Source organism: Streptosporangium sp. NPDC006013 (assembly GCF_040614275.1).
In the GTDB taxonomy this organism is placed as follows: domain Bacteria; phylum Actinomycetota; class Actinomycetes; order Streptosporangiales; family Streptosporangiaceae; genus Streptosporangium.
In genome coordinates this window covers 1-15,427 of sequence record NZ_JBEXUE010000237.1, presented here as the reverse complement: position 1 = coordinate 15,427, position 15,427 = coordinate 1, and the positions used below count along the sequence as shown (strand labels likewise).

Genomic DNA, 15,427 nt, shown 5'->3' with positions numbered 1-15,427 from the left:
GGCACCTCCCCCTACTGCGACCCGGTGGAGCTGGCCTTCCTCGACTCCTATGGATCCTGTCCCTGCGGGTGGTCCTGGAAGGGAACCTGTCCCTGCGGGTGGTCCTGGAAGGGAACCTGTCCCTGCGGGTGGTCCTGGAAGGGAACCGGCCCCTGTGCGGGAACGGGCTGCTGGGGGTAGGCGTACCCCTGCTCCCGGGGACGCTCGGCGGGGCGGCCGAAGCCGCCCTCGGCGCGGAGGGTCCCGGCGCGCGAACCGGCGGGGACCGCCTTCGGCAGCACGTAGAGCAGTGCGACCGCGGTCAGCGCGAGGGCGGGCAGGTGGCCGAGGAGGATTTCGACCTTCTCCCGGAGGTCCGTCGCACCGCCGAACAGCGCGGTGAGCAGGCTGACCGCGCCGAAGAGCACGGAGAGCCCGAGCACGCCGGCCGCCACGAGGGCCATCGGCTTCAACCGCTCGATCACCGGACCGAGGTGGGTGGCCAGCAGCACGGCGCCGACGAACAGCGCGGCGGTTGTCGGCGAGGTGAGCTGACCCAGGTAGCCCGCCGCGCGCACGGCGAAGGACGATCCACCGAACAGCAGGCGTTCGATGCCGACGAGAACGCTCGCGGACGCGACGGCTACCATGAGCCACGCCGCCGGTTCTCGGAGCCGGCCCGCCTCGACATTGATCACAACTACCCCCATAGGGTCTTTAGGTAAACCCGGGTCAGTTTTGCACATGGCTGACTTTGCTGTTGGTAGTCCCAGGAAGCCCACCAACCTCGTAAGTGCTCCATTGCACCTTATATGTCCATAATTCGGGCATCAGGTTAGGCGATTCTGCCAGCACGGACAGCCCTCATAACGATCATGAAAAGACTGCGTCCCCCCTCTTCCGGCACCCCGCCGACATCCGTAACGACCTAGTGGAACACTGGACGGCATGCGCATCGTGTCCCTCGCCGGCGGAATCGGTGGTGCCCGCTTCCTGCGGGGTCTTCTCACCGCCGCCCCCGACTCCGAGATCACCGTCATCGGCAACACCGGTGACGACATCAGTCTCTACGGCCTGCGGGTCTGCCCCGACCTCGATACCGTGATGTACACCCTGGGCGGCGGCATCGACGAGGAACAGGGCTGGGGACGACGGCAGGAGTCGCACGTCGTCAAGGAGGAACTGGCCGCCTACGGCGTCGAGCCGCAGTGGTTCGGCCTCGGCGACCGCGACTTCGCCACCCACATCGTGCGCACCCAGATGCTCGACGCCGGATACCCGCTGTCGGCGGTCACCGAGGCACTGTGCCAGCGCTGGCAGCCGGGCGTGCGCCTGATCCCGATGAGCGACGACCGGACCGAGACCCACGTGGTCATCACCGACGAGCAGGGCCGCCGCGCCATCCACTTCCAGGAGTGGTGGGTGCGGCTGCGCGCCTCGGTTCCCGCCGAACAGATCATCCTGGTCGGCGCCGACCAGGCCTCCCCCGCCCCCGGCGTGCTGGAGGCCATCGCCGCCGCCGACGTCGTCATCCTCCCGCCGTCCAACCCGGTCGTCAGCATCGGCACGATCCTGCAGATCAAGGGCATCCGAGAGGCCCTGGAGAGCAAGACGGTCATCGGCGTCTCCCCCATCATCGGCGGCGCCCCGGTCCGCGGCATGGCCGACGCCTGCCTGACCGCGATCGGCGTGCAGACCACCGCGCAGGCGGTCCTGGAGCTGTACGGGTCGCCGCTGGTGAACGGCTGGCTGGTCGCGGAGGAGGACGCCGGAGTGGCCCTCGCCGGCGTCGACGTCGAGGCCCGCCCGCTGATCATGCACGACGTCGAGGCCGCCGCCGCCATCGCCCGCGCGGCCCTGGACATGGCCACCCGACTCGCGTCCCCCGCCACTCGCGAGGAGGGCTCGCGATGAGCCGGATCAAGCGCGGGCGGCGGAATCCCGCCGACGTCAGGGTGGAGATCTTCGCCGTTCCCGGCATACCCGAGGTCCACGAGGGCGACGACGTCGGGGAGCTGATCGCCACGGCTCTGCCCGACCTGCGTGACGGCGACATCCTCGTGGTCACCTCCAAGATCTCAAGCAAGGCCGAAGGCCGGGTCCTGCACGGTGTGCCCCGTGCCGAGGCGGTCGGCGCGGAGACGAGGCGGGTGGTCGCCCGCAGGGGCGAGACCGTGATCGCCGAGACGAGGCACGGCTTCGTCATGGCCGCCGCCGGGGTCGACGCCTCCAACACCCGGCCGGACACGGTGGTCCTGCTGCCCGTCGACCCGGACGCCTCCGCCTCGGCCATCAGGGCGCGAGTCGCGGAACTGCTCGGCGTGTCGGTCGGTGTGATCATCTCCGACACCTTCGGCCGCCCGTGGCGCAACGGCCAGACCGACATGGCCGTCGGCGTCGCCGGAGTGACTCCCTCTCTCGACTACCGGGGCATGTCCGACGACTACGGCAACGCGCTCGAGGTCACCCTGACCGCCGTCGCCGACGAGTTCGCCGCGGCCGGAGACCTGGTCAAGGGGAAGGTCGCGCAGACCCCGGTAGCGGTGATCAGGGGCCTGCCCGAGTACACCACCGAGGACGACGGGCCTGGCATCCGCGAGCTGGTCCGCCCGTCCGCCGACGACATGTTCCGGTACGGCTCGCGCGACGTGGTCTTCGCCCGCAGAACCATCCGGGAGTTCTCCGCGGAGCCCGTGGACGGCGCCAAGGTCCGCAGGGCCGTCGACGCCGCGATCGCCGCGCCCGCCCCGCACCACACGACCCCGTGGCGGTTCGTCCTGCTGGAGTCGGCGGGGGCCCGGGAGAAGCTGCTCGACGCCATGCGCGAGGCCTGGATCGCCGACCTGCGCGGCGACGGCTTCTCTGAGGAGTCGATCGCCAGGCGGGTCAGGCGGGGCGACGTGCTGCGCGCGGCCCCGTACCTGGCGGTGCCCTGCCTGGTCATGGACGGCTCGCACACCTACCGCGACGACCGGCGCAACACCGCCGAGCGGGAGATGTTCGTGGTCGCGGCCGGCGCGGGGGTGCAGAACCTCCTCGTCCAGCTCGCGGTGGAGGGGCTGGGCTCCGCGTGGGTCTCCTCCACCATGTTCTGCCGCGACGTCGTCCGCGAGGTCCTCGACCTGCCCGCCGGCTGGGACCCGATGGGAGCCGTCGCCATCGGCCACCCCGCGGCTCCCCCGAGGGACCGCGCCCCCAGGCAGGCGTCCGACTTCATCGTCGTCCGCTAGGCCCGGCTTCCGCACGCGACACGAACCGGACTCGGAGCGGTTGTCAGCGACTCCGGTTCGGGTTGCGGCGCCGCCGCGCGTGCGGGAAACGGGATCGGCGCGTCCGGGGGCCTCGGCCGATCCGCTCAGCCGTCCGCGCCTCCGTCGAGCTCCATCGCCCGATTTATATCAACGAGCGATTCCTCGTAACGGCCCAGGGACCGCAGCACCTCGCCCCTGCGGACGTAGGCCCAGGTGTATTCGGGGTCGATCTCGATCGCCCTGGTGAGATCGGCCATCGCCTCCTCGTCCCGGTGCAGCTTGTGCAGGATCGCCCCGCGGCTCCCCAGAGCACGATCGTTGTCGGGCTCCAACTGAAGGGCGTGATTCAGGTCGCCGAGCCCTTCATCTATCTTGCCCATCATGCGATACGTCTCACCGCGTGAGACGAGTGCCCAGACGTTGTTCGGCTCCATGCTCAGCGCGTGGGAGAAATCCGTGATCGCATCGTCATAGCGGTTCACCTGGTAATAGAGGTCTCCGCGAGCGTTGTACAGGTCGGTGTCCTCTGGGGCGAGCATCATGGCCCGGATCAGATCGGTCTCCGCGTCGTCGTACCGCTCGACCTTGCGCAGCAGGTCCGCCCGCTCGCTGAGGAGCCAGACCTCGTCCGGAGTCAGCTCAATCGCACGGTTGAAGTCGGCCAGCGCCTCCCCGAACCGGCCGAGCGCCTCATACGCCTGCCCCCGGCTGCCGATCGCGTACGTGTACTCCGGGTCGATCTCGATCGCGCGGTCGAAGTCGGCGACGGCCTCCTGGAACCGGCCCGTCCTTCGGTACAACTCACCCCGCCTGCCCCACACGATGTCGTTGCCGGGATCAAGCCGGAGTACCTCGGTCAGATCTGCGATCGCCTCATCGAAGCGCTTCATCATCGAATACGTCTTGGCACGTTCGATGAGCAGTCCACACCGCTGCGGGCCGCCCTCCCGCGCACCGGCTTCCAAACTTTCCTCGCCTGCCACACACACCTCTTCTTCAGCCATCTGAACGATCGTAAGCATTCACCATGCGGCCTCGGCCTCACTTCCCCTTCGGGGGAGTCTCGATCGTCACCGGCGGCTCCCAGAACAGGCCTTCCTCCTCGGGAAGGTCCTCGGCGTCGATGACCAGGTCCTCGGGCGGCGGCTCGATCGTCACCTTGGTGCCCCAGCCGGTGAAACGCAGGTCGGAACGGATACCCAGCTCGTAGTTGTCGTTCGTCTGCTGAGAGGTCGTGGTGGTCAGGCGGGTGACCCTGCCCTTGGCGTCGAACCAGAGCGCCCAGGCGACCTTCTCATCGCGTCCCAACCCCCCGCCGAGGGGCTGACCGGGGATCTTGGAGGCATAGATGGTGCCCTTGGCCGTGCGCGGGCCGACGGAGGAGGCGGTGGCGAGCAGCGCCCGCAGCGTACCGGGTTCGAGGAGATCGACCGTGACATCCATGGGACTGGACTCGAACCATCGGCTGCGCACCCACTGCTTGCCCAGCGGCAACGTGCCGATCAGCTCACCACCCGAGGTGTAGTACGCACCGTCGACTTTGATGAGCAGCTCCGGGAAGAGGAAGGAAGAGTCCAATTCCGGGATCTCAGAGCGGATCGGTGAGGAGAGTGTGCTGATGTCGTCCGTTTCCACCAGCCCTCCCTTACGGAATCCGGCGACCCGCGTGGTCCGGCTGGTGAACATGTGCTTGCCGTCGGCCAACATGCGGGTGACCGCGGAGACGGTGACGCCCCTGCCCGGTACGACCTGGGCGCGGAGTGCCTTGATCGGATCGGGCGCGTCGGCACGGGCGGGCAGCGGCGTGAGCAGGAGGAGGCTCACGACAAGACCGGTGGTGATCCGTCTCATTCGATTTCCTTCGGCGCCTGGAGGGAAAGAAGATCCTTCCAGGCAAAGATCACACCGCCGTCTCGGAACTTTCCGATACGTTCGAGCGATACGGAAATACGGAACCCTCTCAACCGGCCACTACGCGGGCAGGTCCCAGCTCGGGCCGTCCGGGTCGCCCAGCCAAAGGCTCCGGGGGCCCGATCTGGGATTCGGAGGCTCAGCCGTAGCGGATCACGTTCGCGACCACCGCGAACAGGATCAGCGCTATCAGACCAACCCCGATCATGCGGCGGACCGCCTTCCAGGCCGCCGACTTGGCGTCAGGGATCTTCGATGCGGCCTCGGCGGCCGCTTCGACCGCCTTGCCCCATCCCGCCCAGGTGTCCATCGTCCGCTGGAAACGCCGTCCGACGGCGAACACGATCGTGGCCACTACGACAAGGGCCAGGATCCGGCCGTTCGAGCTGTCCACGTCGCACTCCTACCGGGGGGAAGCAGGATCCTCGTCGCTGCCGGCATGCGGGGGGCTGTCAGAGTTGCGAGATGGCGAACACGATCGTGGCGATCACGATGAGCGCCATGATCCGGCTGTCGGCACTTTCCATCGATTACCCCTACCTGGATAGAAGCGGGATTTCGTCACTAAGAGTAGGCCAATGACTACTGAAATTCCAGACGCCTCCCCCGATCTCCTCACTGGAACGATCCAGAGCTCCGGCCGGAGCGGTCGCCCGCCCCCTGCGGCAGGTGGTCACGGGGCCTTGGCGCAGGTGGGGTGACAGAGACGGCGGGCCAGGGCGGACAGGAAGACGTCGATGATCTCTTCTGGGCGCTGGGCGACGTGCAGGGAGCCGTTGGTGACCGAGGTGATCTGGGTGAGGGCGGCACGGTCGAGGTCGGCGCCGAAGGCGAGGACGACGATCTGGACGGGTCGCTCGGGGTTCCACTCACCGCGGAGCCTCTCCACCAGCTTGGTGCCGGAGATGCCCTTGCCGTCGTCCTTGCCCGCCGTGATGACGAGCAGGGTGTTGTTCATGGTCTCGTCGTAGGACTCGGTCAGCGCGCGGAACCCGGCGATGATCGAGTCGTACAGGGCGCTGGGCTCCTTCGGGTCGGCGCGCAGGGTCCGGGTCAGCTCCTCCAGGCGGCTGCGCCGGATGACCTGGCCGCCGTCGGGCTCGGTGATCGGGCCGAGGCGCACCCGCTCGCGCTGGTCCTCACCCTTGGCCGAGGAGAACTCCCACATGCCCATGTGCGTGGAGCCGGGAAAGAGCTGCAGGCCGAGCCTGGCGGCGTCAAGGGCGACGGTCAGCCGGGTCTTCCCCCGCTGCCCGTTGATCGGCCCGGCCATGTGCTTGCCGCTGTCCGCCAGGACCAGGATGTTGGTCGGCGGGGCGAGCCTGCTCCACGCCGCCAGCGCCTCGTCGATCATGCCGGGCAGGATGGTCGGGCGGGTGCGGGGCGCCTCGGTGGGAATCTCGGGACCGGGTGAGTACGGCCCCAGGGAGCCGTCGGGCGAGCGGAAGCCCGCCCTGCGGGCCGCCTCCTGGGTCTCGGGGGAGCGCAGCCAGGCGGCGAAGGCCCTCGACCCGCTCGCCTTCGCCTCGTCGGAGGAGGTGACCACGTACGGGTAGTCGAGGTTGATGGTCCCCTCACGGGGGTGCAGGGCGGTCACCGGGTCGTCCGACGGCCGGCGGTTGTGCTCCCAGACCGACTGCTCGGGAACGATCACCACGGGGCGCTGCCAGAAGGAGCGGTCGTCGACGGCGGCGAGCATGGTCCGGTAGTCGGGCGCCGCCCCCGCCTGCGCCCAGCGGACGAACGCGGTAAGCGCGCGGTCGGCCTCGGCGCCGCTGCCGACCACGTCCCTGGCCGCGGCCACGGTGGCGATTCCGGCACCCGCGAGCGACGGGTCGGGGACGCGGACCACGTCGGGCTCGTTCTCGGTCGGCTGGATCCGGCCACGGGTGGTCGCGGGGAAGACCATCCGCCAGTTCATGTCGGTCTTACCGACCGCGAAACGCCGGGCCAGGGACTTGCGGGTGGCGAAGACCAGGGGCGAGGTCGCCATGACGGTCTCGGTGCCGGCCAGGTTCGCGGCCCCCTGCTTGCGGGCGAGCCGGATCCAGGCCGAGGAGTCGGAGATCCAGCCGTCCGGGCGCTCGCTGAGCACCCCCGCGGTGCCGCCGAGCAGGGTGCGCAGCACCGTGGCGGGCGGCTGCTCGGTCACCTGCACCAGCACGCACCGGCCGTCGACACCCGCCCTGCTCCGGTTGAACCGCCCCGCCGCCTCCATGACGGTCGGGGCGATGTCGACGGCGGCGGCGACCCCGACCAGCACCGGGTCGCGGGCCGAGCACGAACCCCCCGCCTGGTCGAGCACCAGGACGGCGCTCCCCGCCAGGGCGACCGCTATCGCGACCGCCGCCAGCGACAGGCGCAGCAGGACCTGACGCCGACGCCGCTCAGCGCCGACGGCCACACGGTGTCGACCGGAGGAGGGCACACGGAGACCTCTCGCTAGAGGAGAAAGACGATTGTGTCAATGAACCCCTCACGGAGGGCAAGCAAATATAGAACTTGTTATAACTTTGTCGACGCCTCCAGCGGGAGCAGTGGAAGGGCGTTGGGGCGGACGCTCCGGCAGACCCCGTCGCTCACCCTGGCCGCGGCCAGCCGCTCGGCGTCGGGCACGCCATAGGAGGTGGTCCGCTGCCGGATCGGCCGCCCGGTCGGGGCGACCATGGCCTCGATCTCGCTGATCGTCTTGAAGGAGCCGTTCTCCGACCCGGCCATCCTGCTGATCGTCTCCTCCATCAGCGTGCCGCCGAGGTCGTTGACCCCGCCCATGAGCACCTCGCGGCAGAGCCCGTCCTGGAGCTTCACCCAGGAGCACTGGATGTTGGCGATCGCGCCGTGCAGCAGAACGCGGGCCAGCGCGTGCACCGCCCGGTTCTCCCGCGCCGTCGGCCCCGGGCGGGCGATCCCCGCCAGGTAGATGGGCGCGCTGTGGTGAACGAACGGCAGCAGCACGAACTCGGAGAACCCACCGGTCTCCTCCTGCATGCGGCGGATCAGCCGGATGTGCTGCACCCAGTGCGCGTGGTTGTCGACATGGCCGTACATCATCGTGGAGGTCGTCGGAATGCCGACCCGGTGCGCGGTGGAGATGACCTCGACCCACTCGGCGGTGGGCAGCTTGCCCTTGGTCAGCACCCAGCGGACGTCGTCGTCGAGGATCTCCGCCGCGGTACCCGGCAGCGAGTCGACGCCCGCCTCCCTGGCGGCGACCAGCCAGTCCTCGATGGACAGGTTGGTGCGGCTGGCCCCGTTGATGACCTCCATCGGCGAGAACGCGTGGACGTGCATCTGGGGCACCCTGGCCTTGACCGCCTTGGCGATGTCGAAGTACGCGGTGCCGGGCAGGTCGGGGTGAATGCCCCCCTGCATGCACACCTCGGTCGCCCCTGCCTGCCATCCTTCCCAGGCGCGGTCGGCGACCTGCTCCAGCGAGAGGGTGTAGGCGTCGGCATCGGTGCGGCGCTGCGCGAAGGCGCAGAAGCGGCAGCCCGTGTAGCAGACGTTCGTGAAGTTGATGTTCCTGTTCACCACGTAGGTGACGTCGTCACCGACCGCCTCCCTGCGCAGGCCGTCGGCGATCCGGCAGAGCTCGTCCAGCGCGGCGTCGTCGGCGCCGGCGCCCGACGGGTCTCCGGCGAGGTCGAGGAGGACGAGCGCCTGGGCGTCGCTCAGCCCCGCCGGGTCGCGTTCGGCCTGCCGCAGCGCCTCCCGCACATCGCCCCTGACGGCGCCGCCGCTCCCGGCGGTGCCCTCCGCGACGGGCAGGCGCTCCCGCAGAGCCTCCCAGTCTCCGTAGACGTGGTCGAAGTCGTCACGACGGTCGGCGGTACGGCCCTCGGTGTCGACCGCCGTGTGCAGGTCGACACGGCCCAGGGAGACGAAGCCCCCGTCGGGCTCCTGCCAGGGGCGGCCGGTCACGACCGCGTCCTCGCGGGCGAGGCCGGTGCCGGGGTCCGCCAGGGCGGCCACGTGCGCGTTGAGCCTCGGGTCCAGCCAGGGCTCCCCCGCCAGCACGAACTCGGGATAGATGGTCAGCCGCTCGCGCAGCGTGAACCCGGCGGCGGCGGTGCGGGCGGCGAGGTCGTCGATCTGCGGCCAGGGGCGCTCGGGGTTGACATGGTCGGGCGTCAACGGCGAGACGCCGCCCCAGTCGTCGATGCCCGCCCTGATCATCAGCTCGTACTCGGAGTCGACCAGGTTCGGCGGGGCCTGCACCCTCATCTTCGGTCCCAGCACCAGCCGGGTCACCGCGATGGTGGCGGCCAGTTCCTGCAGGTCCGCGTCGGGCATGCCGCGCATCGCGGTGTCCGGCTTGGCGCGGAAGTTCTGGACGATGATCTCCTGGATGCCGCCGTACTCGCGCGCCACCTTGCGCAGCGCGAACAGCGACTCGGCGCGCTCGGCGACCGTCTCCCCGATGCCGATGAGGATGCCGCTGGTGAACGGCACGTTCGTCCGCCCGGCGTCCTCCAGCACGCGCAGCCGCACGGCGGGGTCCTTGTCGGGTGAGCCGTAGTGCGGCTGCCCCTTCTCCTCGAAGAGCCGCCGCGAGGTCGTCTCCAGCATCATGCCCATGGAGGGCGCGACCGGCTTGAGGCGCTGCAGGTCCCGCCAGGTCATGACGCCCGGGTTCAGGTGCGGCAGCAGCCCGGTCTCCTCAAGCACCCGCACGGCCATCGCGCGGACGTAGGAGAGCGTGTCGTCGTAGCCGTGCGCGTCCAGCCACTCGCGGGCCTGATGCCAGCGGTCCTCCGGCCGGTCCCCCAGGGTGAACAACGCTTCCTTGCATCCCATGGCCGCGCCCTGCGCGGCGATCTCCAGCACCTCGTCCGGGCTCAGGAACAGGCTCTCCAGTTTGTGCGGGGCGGTGGCGAACGTGCAGTATCCGCAGCGGTCCCGGCAGAGCCTCGTCAGGGGGATGAAGACCTTGCGGCTGTAGGTGATGATCCCCTGTCGTCCGACCGCCTCCAGACCCGCGTCCCTGACCCTCCCGGCGTGGTCAAGGAGGGTCTCCAGATGTGTGTCCCGGGCGTGCAACAGGACTGTGGCCTCGGCGATATCAAGAGTTTTGCCATCGCGTGCCCTGGCCAGAGCCCGGCGCATCGCGTTGTCGGTGGGGTTGGGACTCATGACGTCACAGTACGGCGCGACGCTCACCTGCCCGGCGGCGGGTACCGGACCTCGATCCGACACTTCAGATTCGCTAAAGACTCGCTACAAGCAGATCTCGATAGACATAAATGCTTGCATATACATAAATTAGACATGTCAGCCGGAACCTTCGCAGCCACGAAGATTCCCGGCCCTCAGCCGAGGCGCCCACCTCGGACCCCACCCCCAGGAGCCGAAAATGTTCTGGTTTCTCCTCGCCCTTGTCGCCGTCGCCGTCCTCGCCCCGCTGGTGGGCGCCGACACCCGCGACAGCCTCGACTGGCATCATCAGGAACCCTCCCCCGACGAGGGGGCGCTCAGCACGACCACCGGTCACGCGCGGGCGGCCGCGGCCCGCGAGCGGATGACCGCGCACCGCCCGACCCCGGCGGCCGGCTGACCCTGCGCTTGGAAAGCCCCACCGGACGCGGCCCGTGCCGGACCGCGACCGATCCACCACGATCTCCCGCACACCGTACGGCGGGGCCGGTCAGATGTCGCTGGAGAAGCGGATCGCGGACTCGGGGAGCACCACACCGGGCCAGACCCGGCTGCCCGCGAGCAGTTCGTTCCCGGGACCGACCACGGCGCCGTCGCCGACGACCACATCCCGCAGGACCGCTCCACAATCGACACGCGCGCCGATGCCGATCACCGAGTCGACCACGACCGCGCCCGAGTGCACGATGCAGTCGTCTCCGAGCACGCTGCCACCGACCTGCGCCCCCGACTCCACGATCGCGCGGGCGCCGATCACGGAACCGCCGGAGACCTTGGCCTCGGGCGAGATCATGGCGCCGGGCAGGGCGAGGAAGTCACCGGTGGGACCTGGCAGCGCGGGCGAGACGAGCCGGCCGAGGACCAGGTCGCGGGAGCCCTGCACGAAGGCGGCGGGCGTGCCCACGTCGAGCCAGTAGGACGCGTCGGCGTAGCCGAGCACCAGGGCGCCGTCCTCGATCAGGCCGGGGAAGGTCTCGCGCTCGACCGAGACGACCTGCCCCTCCGGGATCGCGTCGATCACCGAGCGGGTGAAGACGTAACATCCGGCGTTGATCCGGTTGGTGACCGGGTTCGGGGTCTTCTCCAGGAAGGCGGTCACCCGCCCGTCGTCGTCGGTCGGCACACAGCCGAAGCGCGAGGGGTCGTCCACCTCGGTCAGGTGCAGGGTGAGGGCGGCCCCCCGCGCGACATGCGTCGCGATCTGGTCGCCGATGTCGTGACCGGACAGGATGTCGCCGTTCAGCACCAGCACCGGATCGCCGGGGCCGCAGGTCAGCGCCTTGGCGGCATTGCGGATGGCCCCGCCGGTGCCGAGCGGCTCCTCCTCCGTCATGTACTCGAGTTCGAGGCCGAACGCCTCGCCGTTCCCGAACGCCTCGGAGAACATCTCCGCCCGGTAGGAGGTGGCGAACACGATGCGTCGCACGCCGAAGGCCCTGGCGCGGGCGAGCTGGTGGGACAGGAAGGGAACTCCCGCCGTGGGCAACAGGGGTTTCGGGGTGTCCAGTGTCAACGGACGCAGGCGCGTCCCTCGTCCACCGACAAGGAGAATCGCCTCTAGATCCGGCAAAGGGGTCTCCATCATTCCGCGAGGTTAACTCACTACTCGGCCGCGCGCTGGTAAGAGAGCAGGTGTGCCTCGGCCGAGGCGTCCCAGGTGAACTCCTTGGCACGGGCGATACCCGCCGCGGACAGCACGTCCCTGCGCTCGGGTGAGGAGAGCAGCGTGCGCAGCGCCGCGGCGATGCTCTCGGCGTCCGGCTCGGTGTAGGCGACCGCGTCGCCCCCCACCTCCGGCAGCGAGGTACGGTGCGTGGTGAGCACCGGTGCGCCGCAGGCCATGGCCTCCAGCACCGGCAGCCCGAAGCCCTCACCCCGCGAGGGAAAGGCCGCGATCACCGCCCCACCGAGGAAACCGCACAGGTCGGCGAAGGACAGGAAGCCGGGACGGAGCACCCGCACCGTCGACGGGACCTGCTCCACCGCGGCGTCCACCTCGACGTCGCGGACGCCCCCGGCGAGCACCAGGGCGGGCGGGTGGGAGATGTCCTCGACGGCGCGCACGAAGCCGCGGATCAGGTTCGGCACGTTCTTGCGGGGCTCCAGCGGGCCGAGGAAGGCCACGTAGGGAGTGCCGTGCAGGCCGAGCCGGTCGGAGGCGTGCTTGACCTCACGCTCGGACGGCGGATGGAACAGCGCCGGATCGACACCGTGGTAGGCGACGTCGATGCGGGTCGGGTCGGCCGAGAGCAACCTGATCAGCTCGTCCCTGGTCGCCTTGGAGGGCACGATCACCCGGGTGGCGTGCCGGACCGCCGTGCGGGTCGCCGCGCGAAAGAACGCCGCCTTGACCGCGTCGTGCTGCAGGGGCTCGGTGAAGCAGGTGAGATCGTGCACCGTCGCCACGGTCGGCAGGCCCGAGCTCAGCGGAATCGAGTAGTAGGGGGCGTGGATGACCTGGGCGGCGACCTGCCGGGCGAGGAAGGGCAGCCCCGTCTGCTCCCAGGTCAGGCGGGCGGCCCTGTTGGTGATCCCGTGAGGCCCCGGCACGATCCGCGCGGAGGGCGCCAGTCCGGCATATCGGGCGGCGTCGGCGCGCTGGCAGACGACCACGAGATCAGTGCCCGCCCTGTCCAGCGCGGCGACGAGTCCATCGACGTACCTGATCAGCGCACCGCGATCGGCCGGAACCGCGGCCGCGTCGACGAGCACTCTAGGCGTCAAGAAGGATCGCTCCCCTCATGATTCACGTGGGACGGCCGTCCCCCTCCTCCGTTCACTCTATTGCCAGAGTCTCCGAAATCATGGGGGAAATCACACGGCTTTTCCCGAAGCGTGGTCCTTACTGGAAGCCGTGGCGCGGCGCGCGGCCAGACCCGCGAAACCTGCGCAGACGAGATCGCCAAGAATGATCACAATCCGGGAGCAGAGCGCCGCCGCTATGGCCGACCCCCCGTCCAGGACAGGCGCCAGGACGGCCACCATGGCCACCTCCCGCACGCCCGCCCCCGCTGGGACGACGAACGTCATGATCCCCAGGCACCACGACAGGGCGAACGCGCCGATGGAGAACAGGACCGCGGAGAACCCGGAGGGTCCGAGGTCGTGCACGATCGCCGCCAGGTGCAGCCCGTACGCGATCCAGCCGCCCAGTGCCCAGCCCAGCGCGGTGAGCATGCCCCTGCGGGTGAGGGGACGCTCCAGCGGCTCGCGCCTCAGCTTGCGCAGCCCGAACCCGAGGACCGCGTTGACCACCCTCGGCTCGAAGGCCACCGCGAGCACGGGGATCAGCAGGAACGCCCAGGCGTACGGCGCGGCCGCCCCCGGCTGGGCCGCCAGCAGCGTCACCCCCGAGACCACCAGACCGCTGCCGAGCTGCACCGGCAGCGTCAGGAAGAACGCCGCCGCACTGCGCGACCGGGGAACGCCCAGCTCCCGCCCCATCTCCATCTGAGCGATCACCGGCCAGAGCGAGCCGGGGATGTACTTGCCGAGCTGGCCCACGAAGAAGACCCTCGCCCCCGCGCGCAGCGGCAGCGGCGAGCCCAGGTCGGCCAGCAGCGCCCGCCATGTCATCATCCCGCCGCACAGCGCGGCGAGCACCGCCACCAGCGACAACACGAGCGACAGCACGGACAGCCGGGCGAACCCCGCGCGGATGTCGTCCCACTGGCTCAGCACCACCCAGGTGCCGAACCCGAGCGCGAGGAGCAGGAAGGCGACGCGGGCCAGCCGTCTCAGGGTGGACGCGCCGGACCGGACGGCTCCTTCGTCCTCGCTCACCGCAGGCTCACAGGGGCCGTACCGGCTCGGGCGGCTGCGGCAGCGCCCGGCCGGCCGGGCGGCGCTCACCCCTGGTCGCCACCCACAGGTAGGTGGGCACCACGGGCAGCAGGGCACGCAGCACCGGGCGGGGCAGCCGCGACAGCACGCCACCGGCCACCCGCCCCGCCACACCGCCGAAGAGCTCGTCGCCCGCGAACGCCGCCGGGGTGGCGAGCACGGGGAAGGTGTAGTCCCACACCCGCAGGCCGCGCACCATCTTGCGCAGGCCGCGCCGGGTGCGATAGCGCTCGTAGTAGCTGTCGGCCCGGCCGAAGAGCCGCACGTAGCGGTCGGCCGGCGCGGGCGGCAGGTACGACAGGAACGGCAGCTTGTAGTGCGGCTCCATCACGCCTAGCCGGTTGCCCAGGCCGAGATAGAGGACACCGTCCGCGGAGAGCACCCGGCGCATCTCGGCCATGATCGCGTCCGGGTCGACCACGTGCTCGTAGATGTGGTTGAAGACCAGTACGTCGATCGAACCGTCGGGGAAGGGCAGCGCGGTGCCGTCGGCGCAGACGAACTCGACCCGCTCGCCGAACCGCTGGGCCGCCTTGCGCAGGCCCGGCACGTCGATGTCGACGCCGAACGTCCGGCTCGCGCCCGCCGCGGCCAGCTCGTCGGCGATGAACCCCGCCGAGCAACCGATGTCGGCGACGGTCAGACCGGCGAGGACGTCCTCTTCCCTGCCGAGAAAGTGCCCGAGCACCGCGACGATCTTCGCGGCCTTCCTGCGGCGCTTCTCCTCGTCCAGCATCGCCGCCTGGAACTCGGAGTACTCAAGCTGCGCGACCCGCTCGGTGCTCATCACCAGAACCTCCCGAGGATGCCCCGGCCTTCAGGCCGGGGAGGAATCGGCAGCGGAAGGGCCGCCAAAGCCCGAGCGTGCCCTGACCGGTCAGTCATGTCGATCGGCTTCTTTCTGGGTCGTGTAGCCGTAGCCGTCCGCGCGCTGAAGGTGACGGACGTGCCGGTGGTTGATCCCGGTGACGCGGCCGTGCCGGGTGGTGATGTCAAACGAACCGGAGGAGCGGACCAGGACTCGCCCGAGGTGAATCCCGGCTTTCTTGCCTGCCGGGACGTTCGCCCGGACCAGGTCGCCGGTTTGGAAGCCGTGGTGCAGTTTGCTCCGTGGCCGGGCAAGGCGGGGGAACCCGTATCGGTCGGGGGTGGTGCGGGCGTAGGTGCCGCGACCGGTCGCTTTGACCACCAGGACCGTGAACGGCCAGGCGGTCACGCTCTCCAGTTCGCCGACGTGCAGCGCGTCCAACGTGCCGGTACCCACTGCGCCGAGGTGACCGATGCCGACC

The 15,427-nt window shown here is 70.0% G+C and carries 13 protein-coding genes and 1 pseudogene; 3 read left to right on the top strand and 11 right to left on the bottom strand.

Features of this window, described 5'->3' with window-relative positions:
* Nucleotides 1-47: 47 nt before the first annotated feature.
* A complete protein-coding gene (locus ABZ260_RS30240) occupies nt 48-629 on the bottom strand; it encodes a hypothetical protein (RefSeq protein WP_355624640.1) in 582 nt (193 codons plus the stop codon).
* A gap of 298 nt (nt 630-927) precedes the next feature.
* Between ABZ260_RS30240 and cofD the strand changes: the two genes are divergently transcribed.
* Complete coding sequence (gene cofD, locus ABZ260_RS30235; protein WP_355624638.1) at nt 928-1,893, top strand: 2-phospho-L-lactate transferase; 966 nt, start codon at nt 928-930, stop codon at nt 1,891-1,893.
* Nucleotides 1,890-3,209, top strand: a complete 1,320-nt coding sequence (locus ABZ260_RS30230) for a coenzyme F420-0:L-glutamate ligase (protein WP_355624637.1) — start codon at nt 1,890-1,892, stop codon at nt 3,207-3,209. The genes cofD and ABZ260_RS30230 overlap by 4 nt, the downstream gene beginning before the upstream one ends.
* Nucleotides 3,210-3,334: 125 nt before the next feature.
* On the opposite strand, the gene ABZ260_RS30225 is transcribed toward ABZ260_RS30230, so the two are convergent.
* From ABZ260_RS30225 to ABZ260_RS30205, 5 genes are all read right to left on the bottom strand, one after another.
* The gene (locus tag ABZ260_RS30225; protein ID WP_355624636.1) at nt 3,335-4,234 is read right to left on the bottom strand and encodes a tetratricopeptide repeat protein; all 900 of its coding nucleotides are present in this window, start codon (nt 4,232-4,234) and stop codon (nt 3,335-3,337) included.
* A 37-nt stretch (nt 4,235-4,271) separates the two neighbouring features.
* Nucleotides 4,272-5,081 (bottom strand): hypothetical protein, encoded by an 810-nt coding sequence (locus ABZ260_RS30220; RefSeq protein ID WP_355624635.1) that lies wholly within the window; start codon nt 5,079-5,081, stop codon nt 4,272-4,274.
* A 199-nt stretch (nt 5,082-5,280) separates the two neighbouring features.
* Nucleotides 5,281-5,535 carry a hypothetical protein gene (locus ABZ260_RS30215; protein ID WP_355624633.1) on the bottom strand — a complete coding sequence of 85 codons (255 nt, stop codon included), beginning with the start codon at nt 5,533-5,535 and terminating at the stop codon, nt 5,281-5,283.
* 279 nt (nt 5,536-5,814) lie between these two features.
* Entirely contained in the window at nt 5,815-7,545 is a 1,731-nt protein-coding gene (locus tag ABZ260_RS30210; RefSeq protein WP_355624631.1) for a substrate-binding and VWA domain-containing protein, read from the bottom strand.
* Between the two features lie 101 nt (nt 7,546-7,646).
* Nucleotides 7,647-10,274, bottom strand: coding sequence for a bifunctional FO biosynthesis protein CofGH (locus tag ABZ260_RS30205; protein WP_355624629.1), 2,628 nt, complete (start codon nt 10,272-10,274; stop codon nt 7,647-7,649).
* A gap of 220 nt (nt 10,275-10,494) precedes the next feature.
* Between ABZ260_RS30205 and ABZ260_RS30200 the strand changes: the two genes are divergently transcribed.
* The gene (locus ABZ260_RS30200) at nt 10,495-10,695 is read left to right on the top strand and encodes a hypothetical protein (protein WP_355624627.1); all 201 of its coding nucleotides are present in this window, start codon (nt 10,495-10,497) and stop codon (nt 10,693-10,695) included.
* Between the two features lie 90 nt (nt 10,696-10,785).
* On the opposite strand, the gene ABZ260_RS30195 is transcribed toward ABZ260_RS30200, so the two are convergent.
* The 5 genes and pseudogenes from ABZ260_RS30195 to ABZ260_RS30175 all read right to left on the bottom strand — a co-directional run.
* Complete coding sequence (locus ABZ260_RS30195) at nt 10,786-11,880, bottom strand: NDP-sugar synthase (RefSeq protein ID WP_355624625.1); 1,095 nt, start codon at nt 11,878-11,880, stop codon at nt 10,786-10,788.
* A 17-nt stretch (nt 11,881-11,897) separates the two neighbouring features.
* The gene (locus ABZ260_RS30190; RefSeq protein ID WP_355624623.1) at nt 11,898-13,019 is read right to left on the bottom strand and encodes a glycosyltransferase family 1 protein; all 1,122 of its coding nucleotides are present in this window, start codon (nt 13,017-13,019) and stop codon (nt 11,898-11,900) included.
* Between the two features lie 90 nt (nt 13,020-13,109).
* Complete coding sequence (locus ABZ260_RS30185; protein WP_355557118.1) at nt 13,110-14,078, bottom strand: lysylphosphatidylglycerol synthase transmembrane domain-containing protein; 969 nt, start codon at nt 14,076-14,078, stop codon at nt 13,110-13,112.
* 7 nt (nt 14,079-14,085) lie between these two features.
* Nucleotides 14,086-14,925, bottom strand: a complete 840-nt coding sequence (locus tag ABZ260_RS30180) for a class I SAM-dependent methyltransferase (protein ID WP_355624621.1) — start codon at nt 14,923-14,925, stop codon at nt 14,086-14,088.
* A gap of 90 nt (nt 14,926-15,015) precedes the next feature.
* Nucleotides 15,016-15,427: pseudogene (locus ABZ260_RS30175) on the bottom strand (HNH endonuclease); the annotation flags it as partial.

Excerpts from the sequence above, each read along its gene's own strand:
- ABZ260_RS30240 (WP_355624640.1), bottom strand. The coding sequence starts at position 629 with ATGGTAGCCGTCGCGTCCGCGAGCGTTCTCGTCGGCATCGAACGCCTG.
- cofD (WP_355624638.1), top strand. The coding sequence starts at position 928 with ATGCGCATCGTGTCCCTCGCCGGCGGAATCGGTGGTGCCCGCTTCCTG.
- ABZ260_RS30230 (WP_355624637.1), top strand. The coding sequence starts at position 1,890 with ATGAGCCGGATCAAGCGCGGGCGGCGGAATCCCGCCGACGTCAGGGTG.
- ABZ260_RS30225 (WP_355624636.1), bottom strand. The coding sequence starts at position 4,234 with ATGGCTGAAGAAGAGGTGTGTGTGGCAGGCGAGGAAAGTTTGGAAGCC.
- ABZ260_RS30220 (WP_355624635.1), bottom strand. The coding sequence starts at position 5,081 with ATGAGACGGATCACCACCGGTCTTGTCGTGAGCCTCCTCCTGCTCACG.
- ABZ260_RS30205 (WP_355624629.1), bottom strand. The coding sequence starts at position 10,274 with ATGAGTCCCAACCCCACCGACAACGCGATGCGCCGGGCTCTGGCCAGG.
- ABZ260_RS30200 (WP_355624627.1), top strand. The coding sequence starts at position 10,495 with ATGTTCTGGTTTCTCCTCGCCCTTGTCGCCGTCGCCGTCCTCGCCCCG.
- ABZ260_RS30195 (WP_355624625.1), bottom strand. The coding sequence starts at position 11,880 with ATGATGGAGACCCCTTTGCCGGATCTAGAGGCGATTCTCCTTGTCGGT.
- ABZ260_RS30180 (WP_355624621.1), bottom strand. The coding sequence starts at position 14,925 with ATGAGCACCGAGCGGGTCGCGCAGCTTGAGTACTCCGAGTTCCAGGCG.